The organism is Rhizobium sp. WSM409, assembly GCF_057653825.1.
Genome location: NZ_JBYGKP010000006.1, coordinates 17,181 through 30,605, shown reverse-complemented (window position 1 = coordinate 30,605; position 13,425 = coordinate 17,181). Strand labels below are relative to the sequence as shown.

The window sequence follows — 13,425 nt, the reverse complement described above, 5'->3', positions numbered from 1 at the left end:
TTAATCGCCTCGCTCCTTACCCTCTTCGATGGCCTGCCGGATCTCTGCAATATCGGTCGCCATTGCACCGCTGATCTCACCTGCCTCGATTTGCCCCAGCCGCTGCAGGGTCTGATCCCAATCGAGAAAGGTTGATATGTTCGCTTTGCGCAGCGGATAATAGACGCGATCGCTCATGCTCCAACTGCGCATCTGCAGGAGGAACTTCACGAAATTCGCGTCGTCTCGGGTGTAGTCCGCGACCCATTCTACGGGTGCGTCTTTTCCCGACATATCCAACCAACCAAATAAGAAATAAGGAAGGTGGGGGGTGTTTCTCAGTTCGAGCCGGGTTTGCGGATGTACCAAGCGGCTTTCGAGGACAGGTTTGGCGGCGTCAAGCTGCTCGCCGGTAAGAGCGTGAAGCTGGTCTGGTTGGGCGCGATCTCCGACACGACCGTGATATTGCAGCTCCTTGCGGTAGAATTCCCCAACCAGCCAGCCCAGTGAACGCGTGTCTCTCCAAAGCGTATGAAGCGTTGCGGTCATGATCGCTGGATCCAGATGACGTAGGCGTTTGAGGCCCTCGCGAACACTATCTTCCGCTTTCTGGCCAATGCCTAGCATCGAGGGCCGGTTGTGATCAGCGGTCATGAGCATTTCCTGCATGACGTCGCTCATACCGAGCACCATTCCTCTGATCTGTTTGGCGGTCAGACGTTGCCATTGGCTGTAGTCGAACTGATCGATAATGTACTCGAACCAGCTCTTGCCGAGCGGCCGCGGCTTGTGGATGTAATCGATAAGAGTAGCCTTTAACTGTCCAAGGTCGTCGCGCGCGGCGACATCGATCAGAAATTCGTACTCCGCGTCCGTGAGAACCGTCTTCGGGCCGGTTAGGGCAAAATAGAAGCGATAATGCTGGGGACTCGCCAGACGTTTCAGTTGGAACATGATCCGCTTTTCGTTCTCGCTCTCATTGTCAAAAACGGTGTCCTTGGGCTGATCTGCGGAACGTACGGTGGGTATAAAGCGCCGAAGGCCCCAGATCGAGCGGATAGACGTGGCGTCGCTGGAGGGCAGCAAGCTCTTGAGTTCTGTTCCCAACGTTACCCGTTCGTCTTCCTCGATCATTGCGTCCCCTGTGACGAGCACAGATCGAAGTGACAGATATTTCTCAAGCCACACATAGAGCGGCGGGTTAAGTATCTTGATAAGGTTGATGCGGCAGATGTCCGGAAAATACACCTGCTCGGCCAAGTTGGCATACGCGAACCGGATGCCATTGAGTACCAGTTTGACTTCGCGAGGCGTTCGAAGTCCCTGCCCTTCACGATCAATCGCCAGACGAAGCTCATCCAATTCTTCCGAGGATGGCGGACGCTTGTTGACTTCCGAATAAATCGCCAGCGCCTTCTCCCGTAGCGATAGCCGCAGATCGAATGGTTCCGGCAACGGGATGGCAAAGGTGAGCTGCACCACTTTCTGCAGGAATAAATCACCGTTCGTGACGTCGAGACCGATCTGTAGCGCATGAGCCAGAACGGCACGGTCGTAACACATGACATATGCTACTTTGGGGAAGTCAGCTACAGACCGGACAAGCCTGACAACTTCGACGGCCTGTGCAGGCTCAAGGCGATCGAGATCATCGATCAGAACCAGGAACCGAACGTCGAGCGACTTCAGGCGTTCTGATATAGCCTGCTTGAGATCGGCATCCGTCGGCGCTTTACCAAACTTGTCGAGAAAGCCGGCACCCATATCCAGGCCCTCTCCTGCTGCCGCAGCCAGTGGAACGAACAGGCCGGCCAACTTGACCAACGGCGCAACACCGCGACCGGTTTTTGCCGCATAGTTGCGAAGCAGGTTTCCGTACCTGATGGCAGTTTTCTTGTTCCTGCTCCAGCGCGAACTGGTTGCGTCGTCAAGGGTGTCCAATACATCGGCCATCGCCTCGATCAAGGTGCGAACGAGGCTGGAGCCATCACCGATGAGCCATGGCGCGATGCTGATGATATGCAAGTTCGGCGCGTTCAATGCAGGTAGCTCTTTGCGCAGAAGATTGAGCATCGTCGATTTGCCCGAGCCCCATGGCCCTTCAATCCCGATCACCATGCCGTCGCTTTCAGTGGCCGCGATCAAAGAGGGTGCGAGCTTGCGTGCAATGCCGGCGAAACCGAACTCATCCTGTTCACTGCTTTCGAGAGCACGGTCGGAATCTGGGCTAAGCATGTGTGAGGACCTGATTTTGAAATGGTCTACAGGAAGAAGTGAAATCTCTGGGTCGCAACATTGAAGTTTATCTTCACACTGGCAAGAGCATCGTAGCCGCACGTGAACCCATGTGTTGTCGGTCAGATATATGCTTACGGTGGAGGCACCGCTGATCGCTGACGGGGATTGATAGACAAACAAATCCCCACTGCTGCCGAGAAAATATCCGTCGAGCTGGCTTTGTGGCTCGTCGTAAGAAAAGGTTCTTATCGTTCCCAGCTTTCCCACTCGCCGCGTTTAGGCGAACAAGCTATGGTTGCTTCGAGAAAACTGGGGTAAACGATGTATATCGAGAAGGTCAAAATCAAGAACTTCAAGTGCTTCGAAGACTGGTTTGAGGTCGCTCTCAATGAGGGCGTCAACATCATCGTCGGCAACAACGAGGCCGGCAAATCGACCCTTCTCGAAGCCATCCATTTATGCCTGACCGGCGTGTTGAATGGGAAATATCTTCGCAACGAGCTTTCGCCGTACCTCTTTAATCGCAACATCGAGCGGGCGTACCTTGAAAGCATCGGGACGAAAAATCCGCTGCAGCCGCCGGATATCCAGATCGAGCTGTATCTTGCCGGCGATAAGGATGCGCTCGAGGAACTGCGTGGAAACAAGAATTCTGAAAAGAACGACAAGCTGTCCGGCCTTCTTTTCTCGATCGAATTCGATAAAAAATATGATGGTCCTTATACCGAACTGCTTAAGACCAAAGATATCAATTCGATCCCGCTGGAATTCTACCAGGTCCAGTGGTTCGAATTTTCCCGTCAGGCCGCTACCGCGCGGACCGTGCCCCTCAAGTCCGCACTGATCGATTCGACAAGCACCCGCGTGCAGAGCGGCTCAGACATGTATATCTCGCGCATCGTCAGGGAATTTCTCGACGAGAAGGAACGAGTTGCGGTCTCACAGGCGCACCGGAAGCTGAAGGACGCGTTCAAAAAAGACAGCCACGTGGACGCGATCAACAAACGGTTGGCGCAAGCGGCCAAGATCAGCCGCAAGAACGTTAGCATCTCGGTCGATATGTCGTCCCACAATGCCTGGGAAAACAGCCTCATGACCTACATTGAGGATGTCCCGTTCCACTATATCGGCAAAGGCGAACAATGCATCGTCAAGACCAGGCTCGCGCTAAGCAGCAAGAAGAACAGCGAAGCGACCGTTCTGTTGATCGAAGAGCCGGAAAACCATCTCTCGCACTCCAAGCTCAACCAACTCATCAGTGATATCAGCACCGATAATAGCGGCAAGCAGGTCATCATCACCACCCACAGCAGCTTTGTTGCGAACAAGCTGGGGCTGGACCACCTCATATTGCTGCGCGAAGCGCGGGTGACCCGTATCAAAGGGCTGAATGCCAGCGATTTCTTCCACAAGCTTCCCGGTTACGACACCCTGCGTCTAGTGTTGGCGAAGAAATCGATCCTTGTCGAAGGGGATTGCGACGAGTTGGTCATCCAGCGTGCCTACAAGGACGCGAACGGGGGGAAATTACCGATCGAGGACGAGATAGATGTAATTTCGGTGGGCACGGCATTCCTGCGTTTCCTTGAGCTGGCAAAGGCACTCAAGATCCCCGTCGTGGTCGCCACGGACAACGACGGCAATGTCGACAGGCTGAAGAAGAAGTACACTGATCATGAAGGCATCGACCACATCAAGATATGCTACGATGCCGAGATCGATACTGGCGACCTGGTTATTGGTGACAAGGCTTTCAATTATAATACGCTTGAGCCCAAGCTGCTGAAGGCGAACAGCCTTAAGCTGTTCAACACGCTGTTCGGCACGGACCACACGCTCGACAACCTTCATAAATACATGTTGGGCAGAAAGACCGAATGCGCGCTGACGATTTTTTCATCGGATACAAAGATCAACTACCCGCAATACATCCTGGACGCGATCGCCAAATGACAGGGCCTAACAAGCTGGTGATTGCTGGCGCCGGATCGGGGAAAACCACCTACCTCGTGAAACAGGCGCTCGCTGTTGCATCGAAACGCGTCCTCATCACCACCTACACGGAATCAAACGAAGAAGAGATCCGCGGGAAATTCTTCGAACTCCATGGTTCGGCCCCCGGCAATGTGCACATCCAGACATGGTTCAGCCTTCTGATCGAGCACGGCATCAAACCATTTCAGGGCGGGCTCTTCGAGTGGGATGTCGCCGGCATGCTGCTAGATTCCAAACGGTCGGGATTGCGCTACAAGAACGCACAAGGCTTCCCCGTCTACTGGGGAGAGGATAACTTTCAGCGCCACTATTTTGATCGCCGCAATCGTGTCTATTCCGACAAACTGGCGAAGCTTGTGATCCGGTGCAACAAAGAATCCGCCGGCGCGGTGTTCGAGCGGTTCTCACGGATCTACCCGTTCATCTTTGTGGACGAAGTGCAGGATCTTGCTGGCTACGATCTCGATATCCTGGTGGCCTTGTTCAAAACGCCTTCCCATGTCGTGCTCGTAGGTGATCCGAGGCAGGTGACCTACCTCACCCATCTGGAAGCACGCTACGAGAAATACAGGAACGGCGGAATCGAGAACTTCATTCGCGAGAAACTGCCTAAAAAGGTTTCCTGCGAGATCGATACGGCGAGCCTTGCCACATCGCACCGCAATAGCGCCGTTATTTGTGCATTGTCCTCCAAACTCTATCCTGCCATGGCAGCGACCGCTGCATGCGACTGCGACCATTGCCGCCAGCCAGTCCCTGATGATGCAGGACTTCATATCGTCAGGCGCAAGGACCTGCCCCGCTATCTAAAAACGGGTAAGCCGGTGCAGCTTCGGTGGAGTTCCAGCATCAAGGTCGCGGCGGCCGATCTACCGACGCTTACGTTCGGACGATCTAAAGGCCTCGGTTTTGACCGCGTCGTTATCTATTCCACGGAAAAAATGATGTCGTGGCTGGAAGACCCAAAGGACCAACTGGAAGGAGAGGCGCGTGCCAAGCTGTACGTCGCCTTGACGAGGGCACGTCATGTCGTCGCTATCGTCCATGACCTTCCGGAGGGCAAGTCAGTTCCGGGATTTTCGATATTCGAGTAGTGGAGGTTGCCGGAAAGTCCCCTTATATAATTCCATGATTTCAGTAAACTAGATGCTGAGTAACCGCCAAATTTGCATGAAATTTGGAAAAAATTGCATTCACGACCATATGTCGCTATAGTGAGTGCAGGAGCTAACCCATGACGAAGTTACAGGAATTGAAAAAGCATTTGCGGTCCGGCAAGGTCTACCGTCGGGAGGATCTCGCCCAATGGTCGTCGTCTGTCGATCGGCATCTTCGGCAGCTGCTGGCAGAAGGATACCTGACCAAGCTATCGACCGGCGTCTATCACCGGCCGAAGCAGACCGCGTTCGGCAAAGCCCCCGCCGAGGATGACGCGCTCGTCGAGGCTTTCCTGAAGGATGACCGTTACCTCGTCACCTCGCCCAATGCCTATAACAGCCTGGGTATCGGCGCGACGCAGCTCTATAACAAGACCGTCGTCTATAACCATAAGCGCCACGGCAACTTCATGCTGGGCGGCCGAGAGTTCGAATTCCGCAAAAAGCCGGCCTTCCCCAAAACCCTGACCAAAGAATTCCTACTGGTCGACCTGGTCAACAATCTCGACCAGCTGGCCGAGAACCGCGATCAGGTGCTGGCCCGCGTGAAGGAACGTGCCCTGCAAGGCAATCGCACCGCCCTCAGCCGTGCCGCCAAGGAATACGGCATGGTGCGCACGCGGAAATTCTTCAACACCCTCGCCGCGGATACGCATGCCAGCTGATTTCCTCCATAGACACAAGGATTTTGCTTCCCTTCTGCGCATCGTCGCTGACCAGATGAAGGTGCAGCCGGTGCTGGTCGAAAAAGACTACTGGATCATGCATTGCCTGTACGGCCTGCAGCAGTTGGAGATGGCGTTCGAGCTGAAGGGCGGCACCTCGCTCTCGAAAGGATATCGCATCATCAACCGCTTCTCGGAGGATATCGATATCCGTATCGAACCGCCGAAGGCGATGGAGGTAAAAACCGGCCCCAATCACGACAAGGCGGCGCATCGTGAAAGCCGGAAGGCCTTCTATGACTGGCTGGCCGAGACGATCACGATCGACGGTATCCAAAAGATCGAGCGCGATACCGAATTCGACAATGAGACGTATCGTAGCGGCGGCATCCGCCTCTACTACCCCGAGACGACCGGCACGAAATCGGATCTCAAGAGCGGCGTGTTGCTCGAAGCCGGCTTCGACACAGTGGCTCCCAATATCGACAAGGATATCAGCTCCTGGGCCTATGATTACGCTGCATCGCGCGTCGAGCTGATCGATAATCGCGCACTGGCCGTTCCCTGCTACGAGCCCGGCTACACGCTGGTCGAGAAGCTCCAGACCATCTCCACCAAATATCGCAAGCAGCAGGAAACCGGCCAGTTCCCCGCCAATTTCCTCCGGCATTATTACGACGTCTACTGCCTGCTAGACCAACCGGACGTGCAAGCTTTCCTCGGCTCGGACGCGTATGGTGCCCACAAGCAAAAGCGCTTCCCGAAGGCCGACAATCAGGACATCGGCACAAATCCCGCGTTCAGCCTATCCGACCCAGAGACGTTCGGACTTTACGAGCGCGCATACGAGCGGACGTCGGCGCTCTATTATCATGGCCGGCCCACCCTGAAAGAGATCCTGGCCCGCATCACCTCCTACGCAGATCGTATTTGACAACCCGTTCCATTTAGGCTGATCTTTAGCGGATCAATTGGTACACGCGCCAAAGGGACGGCTTGGCTGTCCGGTGCATGGTCGAGTTCATATCGCAAATCCACAGTTGAACACAGATCACAACTCAGATCGACGCTATTGCCAAGCGGCCTTTTGCCCGCTCTTGAAAGGACTCGAACCGTCCACCCCCTCGTTCAGTGGCAACATTTGGATTAAATTTTCCGATCCGGATAACTACTTGCTCTCCACATTAACCGGTATCGGCCGATGAACGAACCCGCTGCGCGGGAGGGCGCCTGCGGTTGAGGTAGAGAGCGCAAACGTCGCGCTCGCATTGAACGTCGTCCGGCAAGGGCAGAGTATGAGGAGCTTCTTCAACAAGGAGCTTGACCATGCAACACCCCCATCTCGACACACCCGTCAGCCCGCTGCGCCAGAGGCTGATCGACGACATGAACATGCGGCGTTTCTCACGCGAAACGCAACGCAACTATCTCCGCGACATTGGTCGCCTGGCAACCTTCCTCGGGCGTTCACCAGACACGGCGACCGCCGACGACCTGCGCCGGTTCAAGATCGAGCAGCAGGAGGATGGCGTTCCCGTTCCGACGATGAACAGCATCGTGTCGGCGCTACAATTCTTCTTCACCCAGACCCTCGACCGCCCGGACCTGGCGCGCAGGCTCGTCCGGCTGGCGCATCCTCGGAATCTGCCTGTGGTGCTGAGCCGCGACGAGCCAAGTGCCAGGGTGCCGCGGCGCGGACATGGCTTTCTGAGCGCGAGGCCGACCTGTTGCCGGTCGGCTATTTCCACGTCGTGTTCACGCTACCCGCCGATGTCGCCGACATCGCATTCCAGAACAAAGCGGCAGTTTACGACCTGCTGTTCAAGGCGGCGTCGGAGACGATGCTGACTATCGCGGCCGATCGCAAGCATCTCGGCGCGCGCATCGGCATCACCGCCGTGCTCCACACATGGGGATCGGCGATGACGCACTACCCCCATGTCCACATGATCGTTCCGGGCGGCGGCATCACACCAGACGGAAGCAGATGGGTATCGGCGCGCCCGGCCTTCTCTTCCGCTACAAGGACTACCGCCGTGACGGCGCGGACCGGCAGCAGATCATGACGCTCGCGATCGAGGAGTTCATCCGCCGCTTCCTGCTCCATGTCTTGCCGCGTGGCCCGCAAGACCAGCCTCGCGCTCGCTCGCGAACTGCTGGACGTCGCCCCACCAGTCGATGACGGCAAACCAGGCGAACCGGACGACTTCCGCCTACCATGCCCCTGCTGCGGCGGACGAATGATCGTCATCGAGATGTTCGAATGCTGGAAGCAGCCGCGCGGGCCGCCAGACCAAACCACACCGAACCGGGAGACCGCTTCATGATCCGGCATGGAGTGGGCAAGACCTCGGCCGCAGGCGTCGCGCCCACATGCGTCTGTGGTGATCATCGTCGCCGACAGGGGTGCCGCGAGAGGGCTGCCGGGCGGCAAAACCGCGCGGACGCGCAACGAAGCGGCCTGTCTGCATGCATCACCAAACTCCCTGGCTGCCGCCGCGCCCTCGCAGACATGAGCCGCAGATTGAAATCTCCATAGCCTCCGACTGTGGCCCGCGGGTTCCTTCCTCGGGGACTTTCGTACGCCTGCCGGCGCCCGAAACAATTCACGCTAGCCGACCGGCAGCTTTGCGGTGGGATCACGAGGAAAGCTGCCTATCTTCATCTGGTGTGGTGCGCGCGCTTCCACAATGGTTGGCGCTTGACATTTCTCTTTACCGGCCACCCTCGGTTGCGCTACCGAGTATTCAATTGGACAGGTTCTGACATATGCTAGACTTCACCAAAATCATCTCAGGTGTTGCTGGGCAACGCGACACTTTCGAGGAGCTGGTGTGTCAGATCGCGCGGCGCGTGCCGCCACCCGGACATGCTGAGTTTCGGCGGATCCACGGCGCCGGCGGGGATGGCGGAGTCGAGGCGGTATGGATCCTTACGAGCGGGGATGAACTCGGATATCAGGCAAAATTCTATACTAAATCGGGTGATGTAGATTGGAGCGCGATTGACAATTCGGTTGCTACTGCTCTCGCTACCCATCCCAGGCTGACCACGATGATCATAGCGATCGCCTGCGCGCTTACCGGCCGCACGCAGCGGGTAACCAAGAGGGGGCAGCCACAGGCAAATGGCTGGGACGCGTGGGATCAGCATAAAGCAAGATGGGAGGCATCGGCAAACGCGCTCGGACGGAACGTTGCCTTCATGCCTTGGACGGCGCCCGATCTGGAGGAGATGCTTACCCGTGTTGAGACGACCGGGCTGACAGCGTATTGGTTCGGCGGGATTGAGCTTTCGACAGAATGGCTTGCCCGGCAGTGCCAGCGTACCGTGGCTTCGCTCGAAGAACGCTATCATCCAGAGGACCACGTTGATGTTTCTACCGCGCAGGTATTCGACGGACTGCTCCGCAATGTCCCGTTCCGCACTATGCTTCGGCGCGCGCGCGAGGACGTGCTCGAGAACGGTCGGCTTGGCACTACGCCCGATAGCCTGCTCGATTCCGAAAAGCAGAAGCTAGCCACAATCGCTGAGAAAATCCGGAAATTTGATGAAGCGACGGCTATTCTGGAGCCAAATACCCATAGCGCCTTCGACTACACGAGCTGGAGGGACCGAACGGTCGATCTAAGTAAGCGCGTCTTTGAAGTGCTCCAAGTTGTTAACGAACTCGCTCACACCGCAAAACCCAAGCGGCAGTCAGCAAGCGGCCCGCACATGGTTAACGAGGGTCGAGAGTGGCCCAGCCTCGACTATTTTTTAGAGGCCCTGCGCAAGTTGCAATCGTCACTCGGACAATTTCTCGAGGCCGTCGATTCACCCAGCAGTCTAAGCGACCAGTGCCGCTTCGCGCTGCTCGATGGCCGCGCCGGTTCCGGAAAATCGCACCTTATTGCTTCCCAGGTAGAGCGCGCGCTTGCCGAAAACGCACCTGCTTTGTTCCTGCTCGGCACTGATTTCACCCTGCACGGCACGATCGAGAACCAGATGATCGCGCACTTCGAGGTTGGCGGGAGCAAATTCGATGATTTCCTCGGCGCGCTAAACGCGCGCGCCGAAGCTCTCGGGAAGCGTGCCCTGATCGCGATCGACGCCGTCAACGAAGGTGCCGGCGTTCAGTTGTGGCGCAGTGCGCTACAGGGTTTGGCGCAACGTATCCTCGCTTATCCCCGTCTTGCCCTGTGCGTTTCGTGCCGACGAGAATACGTCGACCATCTCGTGACACCAGCGGTCAATGCGATGGCGACACGCGCCGAAGCCACAGGCTTCGAGACGCCAGAGGAGATCGAGGCGGCAGCAAGGGTGTACATGGACAGGCGCGGAATAGTGCGTCCGGCTACGCCCTGGCTCAACCCCGAATTTTCAAACCCGCTGTTTCTCCGTACGGCGTGCCTCGCGATCGAACGAGATGGCCGCACTACCTTCCCACGTGGTATGCGGGGGACCAGCGAGGTCCTCAACTTTTTGCTCGATTCCACCGGGCGTCATCTCGGCACAAGCTATGACGGCGCCGATACGCTGGTCGGGCCAGTAAGACGTGCGCTGCTTGCCTTGGCCGGCGCAATGGCGTCGGACCAACGGGACTACATTACGCGCGGGCGAGCCCATACCCTAGTTGAAGCTGCCTTTCAGGGATACGCACCCCCGCCAAGCAAGACGTGGCTGGAGTTGCTGCGATTCCGTGGTCTGCTGCGATACGATCCCAATCCGGCGCACGATCCCGCAGATCCTCTGTCCGATCAGGACGATGTTCTGCGAATCTCATTCCAGCGCTTCCAGGATCATCTCGTCGCGAATGCACTTCTGCAGCATGTGGTTGATCCCGTGGGTCTGTTCGACGCGGATGGAAGCCTCTCATTCGTTCTGGGCAAGCATGGCGTGCAATGGGAGTGGCGAGGGCTATTCTATGCGCTGTTTCTGCATTTCGCCGATCGCTATCAAGTCGAACTAGTCGACCATCTACCCGGTGGCGCCGATGCATGGTGGGATCAATGGCCGGTCCAGGACGCCTATATTGACAGCGTACGCTGGCGCACCGTGGGAGCGTTCAGTGATCGGACGCTGGAGCTGCTCAATCGGCTCGATTGTCACGACGAGGACATCATCGCGTTGCTTATCGAGTTGGCAGTGGTCGAGAATCACCCATGGAATGCGGAGCTCCTTGACCGCAATCTTGCGCGCCGCAAGCTTCCTCACAGGGATGCTTTCTGGACTCGGCGGATCAATACCGCGCATAACGATGCCGGCCATCCGCTAACACGCCTGATTAACTGGTGCCTCAACCCTGGCATCAGTCGCGCCGAGGACGGAACTCTCGGCCTGGCATTGGTCTTGCTGGCTTGGGCCTGCACCTCAAGCAGTGCGAACGTGCGCGATACCGCAAGCAAGGCGATGATTCGAATCTTCCTTGATCGCCCGACGCTAATCGACCCGTTATTCGTTCGCTTCGCAACCTGCGACGATCCCTATGTTGTTGAGCGGTTGTTCGGCGCGTTCTACGGCGCAAGTTTGCGCACTGCCGACCCGGCGCGCCTTGCCGGATTTGCAATGACAGCTTGGCGTCATGCCTTTAGCTGCGGCCAACCCCCGGTGCATATCTTGACGCGCGACTATGCGCGCGGTGTCATCGAGCTGGCGGCCAGCGCCGGCGGCCTCGATCCATCCATCGATCTTGTTCTTTGCCGCCCCCCATATGGTGCCAAGGCACTGGCGTTCAATGTCACTGAGGCCAAGGTAGAGGCGCGCGCCAAACGCGTTGGAGCCGACTCGATCCTGCGGTCTTGTTATAAGGGGCTGGCCGATTTCGGCAGATATACGCTCCAGCACCGGGTCGAGCGCTTCGCGGCGGCTCCGCTAAAGGGGCCTCGCCCGTTGACATCCGCGGAGACTGGCCAAGCATTTCTTGACGATGTATCGCGGGACTGCCCCCATATTGCCCAGGCGTTTGAGGCGCTGCGCGATGCGCATCGCCTCAAACGTATCTCGTTCGACGCCGATACGTTCAAGGTGACTGTTCCCAAGTCGGACCGCAAACGCACAGAAGTCGCCGAGGGGGCATTTTTGGCGTTGCTCACGCCTACACAGGCACATCGTTTCACGTCCGATGCCAAAAGATGGGCGGCAAACGAAACGGACCATGTCTGGATCACACCCGGTAAGGGTGTGGGCAAGAAAATTGATGCACATCGCGCGAAGCTCTGGGTGGCCAATCGCGCTATCGCCCTGGGGTGGACAGAAGCACTTTTCCCGCGCGATCATACTAGTGGCGAGCGACAGGGTGATCGCGGGCGGATCGAGCGGATCGGCAAGAAGTATCAGCGCATTGCGATGATGGAGTTGCTCGCTCGGCTCGCAGACAATAACTGGCTGAAACCCGACTGGGGCTCGCCCGCCAAGGCCTACTCCGATCCACTTGACGTCGAGTTCATCCGTGACATCGAGCCATCTGTCCAGCCAAGTGACAACGAGATCAAGCCGGTGGCAGGCACGCCGCATGTTCCGCTATTGCGCTGTCCCGACCTTGCACCGGTCGAACGCGAGGCTTGGGTTCTCGACCCCGAGCTCGCGCCGCAACGGCTTGCGTTGGCATTGGGATCGGATCTAGGCAGCGGCGATTGGCTAACGCTCTATCGCTACGCCTCGCACGACATTGAAGCTCCGCGTCGCAAAGGATCTTGGGATCGGCCCTGGGAGCAAAGCGACTTTCACTTCGTCGCCATGTTGCTGATGCCGCCAAGTACACGGGAGCGGTTCGTTGAAGAGACCGAAGAGCACGGGGACGATTTTCATGAATGGCTGCCTGGCAACGCTACTGATGGCCCGTATATTGGCGAGCTTGGCCGGCGAGCCACGTGGCGAAGCGACCCTTGGTCGACACTTGATGCCCGAGGCCGTAACACAGATCGCAGCTACCGGGTGATCAAGCCGACTATCGGTTACCATTGGGAAAGCCATCTTGACGAAAGTCTAGGCAACGGCTTTTCCCGGCATGTGCCGATCCCCTGGCTAATCACGGCGCTGGGGTTACGTCCTGATATCGAAAATGTCGGTGTTTACGCGGATAGCCAAGGACTGCCGATCATCGTCAGCGGCAGAGATGACGGTCATGACTATATTATGGTGCGTCGCGACGCGTTGCTTGCTATGGCACGACGGAACGAGATCGAACCGGTCTGGACGGTAATTGGCGAAAGAGCTGCGCGTACGGACGGCACGAAGCGGACATCCGATGTTCGCGTGCGCTACAACGGGTCGCTTTGGCTGGACGCGGAAATCGCAGTTCTGCGGCACTGGTCTCGACCGGATTAGCTAACGTCTGCGCGGGAAATCCGACAACGAGGCATAGCGTTGAAGCGCGCAACGCCGACGAATGGGTTGGATGTTGGGCGCCG

General features: G+C 57.3%; 7 protein-coding genes and 2 pseudogenes. 8 read left to right on the top strand and 1 reads right to left on the bottom strand.

What is annotated here, in order from left to right; genetic code table 11:
• Complete coding sequence (locus tag AC25BC_RS34520; protein WP_128438880.1) at positions 1-2,214, bottom strand: KAP family P-loop NTPase fold protein; 2,214 nt, start codon at positions 2,212-2,214, stop codon at positions 1-3.
• Between the two features lie 324 nt (positions 2,215-2,538).
• Between AC25BC_RS34520 and AC25BC_RS34515 the strand changes: the two genes are divergently transcribed.
• From AC25BC_RS34515 to AC25BC_RS34480, 8 genes and pseudogenes are all read left to right on the top strand, one after another.
• Positions 2,539-4,170: an ATP-dependent nuclease gene (locus tag AC25BC_RS34515; RefSeq protein ID WP_128438881.1), complete on the top strand. Its 1,632-nt coding sequence runs from the start codon at positions 2,539-2,541 to the stop codon at positions 4,168-4,170.
• Positions 4,095-5,306, top strand: coding sequence for a UvrD-helicase domain-containing protein (locus AC25BC_RS34510; protein WP_245459814.1), 1,212 nt, complete (start codon positions 4,095-4,097; stop codon positions 5,304-5,306). Before AC25BC_RS34515 ends, AC25BC_RS34510 begins: the two co-directional genes overlap by 76 nt.
• Positions 5,307-5,446: 140 nt before the next feature.
• Positions 5,447-6,034, top strand: a complete 588-nt coding sequence (locus tag AC25BC_RS34505) for a DUF6088 family protein (protein WP_128438882.1) — start codon at positions 5,447-5,449, stop codon at positions 6,032-6,034.
• The gene (locus tag AC25BC_RS34500) at positions 6,024-6,968 is read left to right on the top strand and encodes a nucleotidyl transferase AbiEii/AbiGii toxin family protein (protein WP_128438883.1); all 945 of its coding nucleotides are present in this window, start codon (positions 6,024-6,026) and stop codon (positions 6,966-6,968) included. The genes AC25BC_RS34505 and AC25BC_RS34500 overlap by 11 nt, the downstream gene beginning before the upstream one ends.
• A 392-nt stretch (positions 6,969-7,360) precedes the next feature.
• A pseudogene (locus AC25BC_RS34495) lies at positions 7,361-7,705 on the top strand (phage integrase N-terminal SAM-like domain-containing protein); the annotation flags it as partial.
• Between the two features lie 2 nt (positions 7,706-7,707).
• Positions 7,708-8,100: pseudogene (locus tag AC25BC_RS34490) on the top strand (IS91 family transposase); the annotation flags it as partial.
• Entirely contained in the window at positions 8,022-8,216 is a 195-nt protein-coding gene (locus AC25BC_RS34485) for a transposase (RefSeq protein ID WP_432431576.1), read from the top strand. The pseudogene AC25BC_RS34490 and the gene AC25BC_RS34485, both read left to right, overlap by 79 nt.
• Before the next feature lie 587 nt (positions 8,217-8,803).
• Positions 8,804-13,342 carry an NACHT domain-containing protein gene (locus tag AC25BC_RS34480; protein ID WP_128438884.1) on the top strand — a complete coding sequence of 1,513 codons (4,539 nt, stop codon included), beginning with the start codon at positions 8,804-8,806 and terminating at the stop codon, positions 13,340-13,342.
• Positions 13,343-13,425: the final 83 nt, after the last annotated feature.

What these genes read in the sequence shown, in the direction of transcription:
- AC25BC_RS34520 (WP_128438880.1), bottom strand. Translation starts at nt 2,214, where the DNA reads ATGCTTAGCCCAGATTCCGACCGTGCTCTCGAAAGCAGTGAACAGGAT.
- AC25BC_RS34515 (WP_128438881.1), top strand. Translation starts at nt 2,539, where the DNA reads ATGTATATCGAGAAGGTCAAAATCAAGAACTTCAAGTGCTTCGAAGAC.
- AC25BC_RS34510 (WP_245459814.1), top strand. Translation starts at nt 4,095, where the DNA reads ATGCGCGCTGACGATTTTTTCATCGGATACAAAGATCAACTACCCGCA.
- AC25BC_RS34505 (WP_128438882.1), top strand. Translation starts at nt 5,447, where the DNA reads ATGACGAAGTTACAGGAATTGAAAAAGCATTTGCGGTCCGGCAAGGTC.
- AC25BC_RS34500 (WP_128438883.1), top strand. Translation starts at nt 6,024, where the DNA reads ATGCCAGCTGATTTCCTCCATAGACACAAGGATTTTGCTTCCCTTCTG.
- AC25BC_RS34485 (WP_432431576.1), top strand. Translation starts at nt 8,022, where the DNA reads ATGGGTATCGGCGCGCCCGGCCTTCTCTTCCGCTACAAGGACTACCGC.
- AC25BC_RS34480 (WP_128438884.1), top strand. Translation starts at nt 8,804, where the DNA reads ATGCTAGACTTCACCAAAATCATCTCAGGTGTTGCTGGGCAACGCGAC.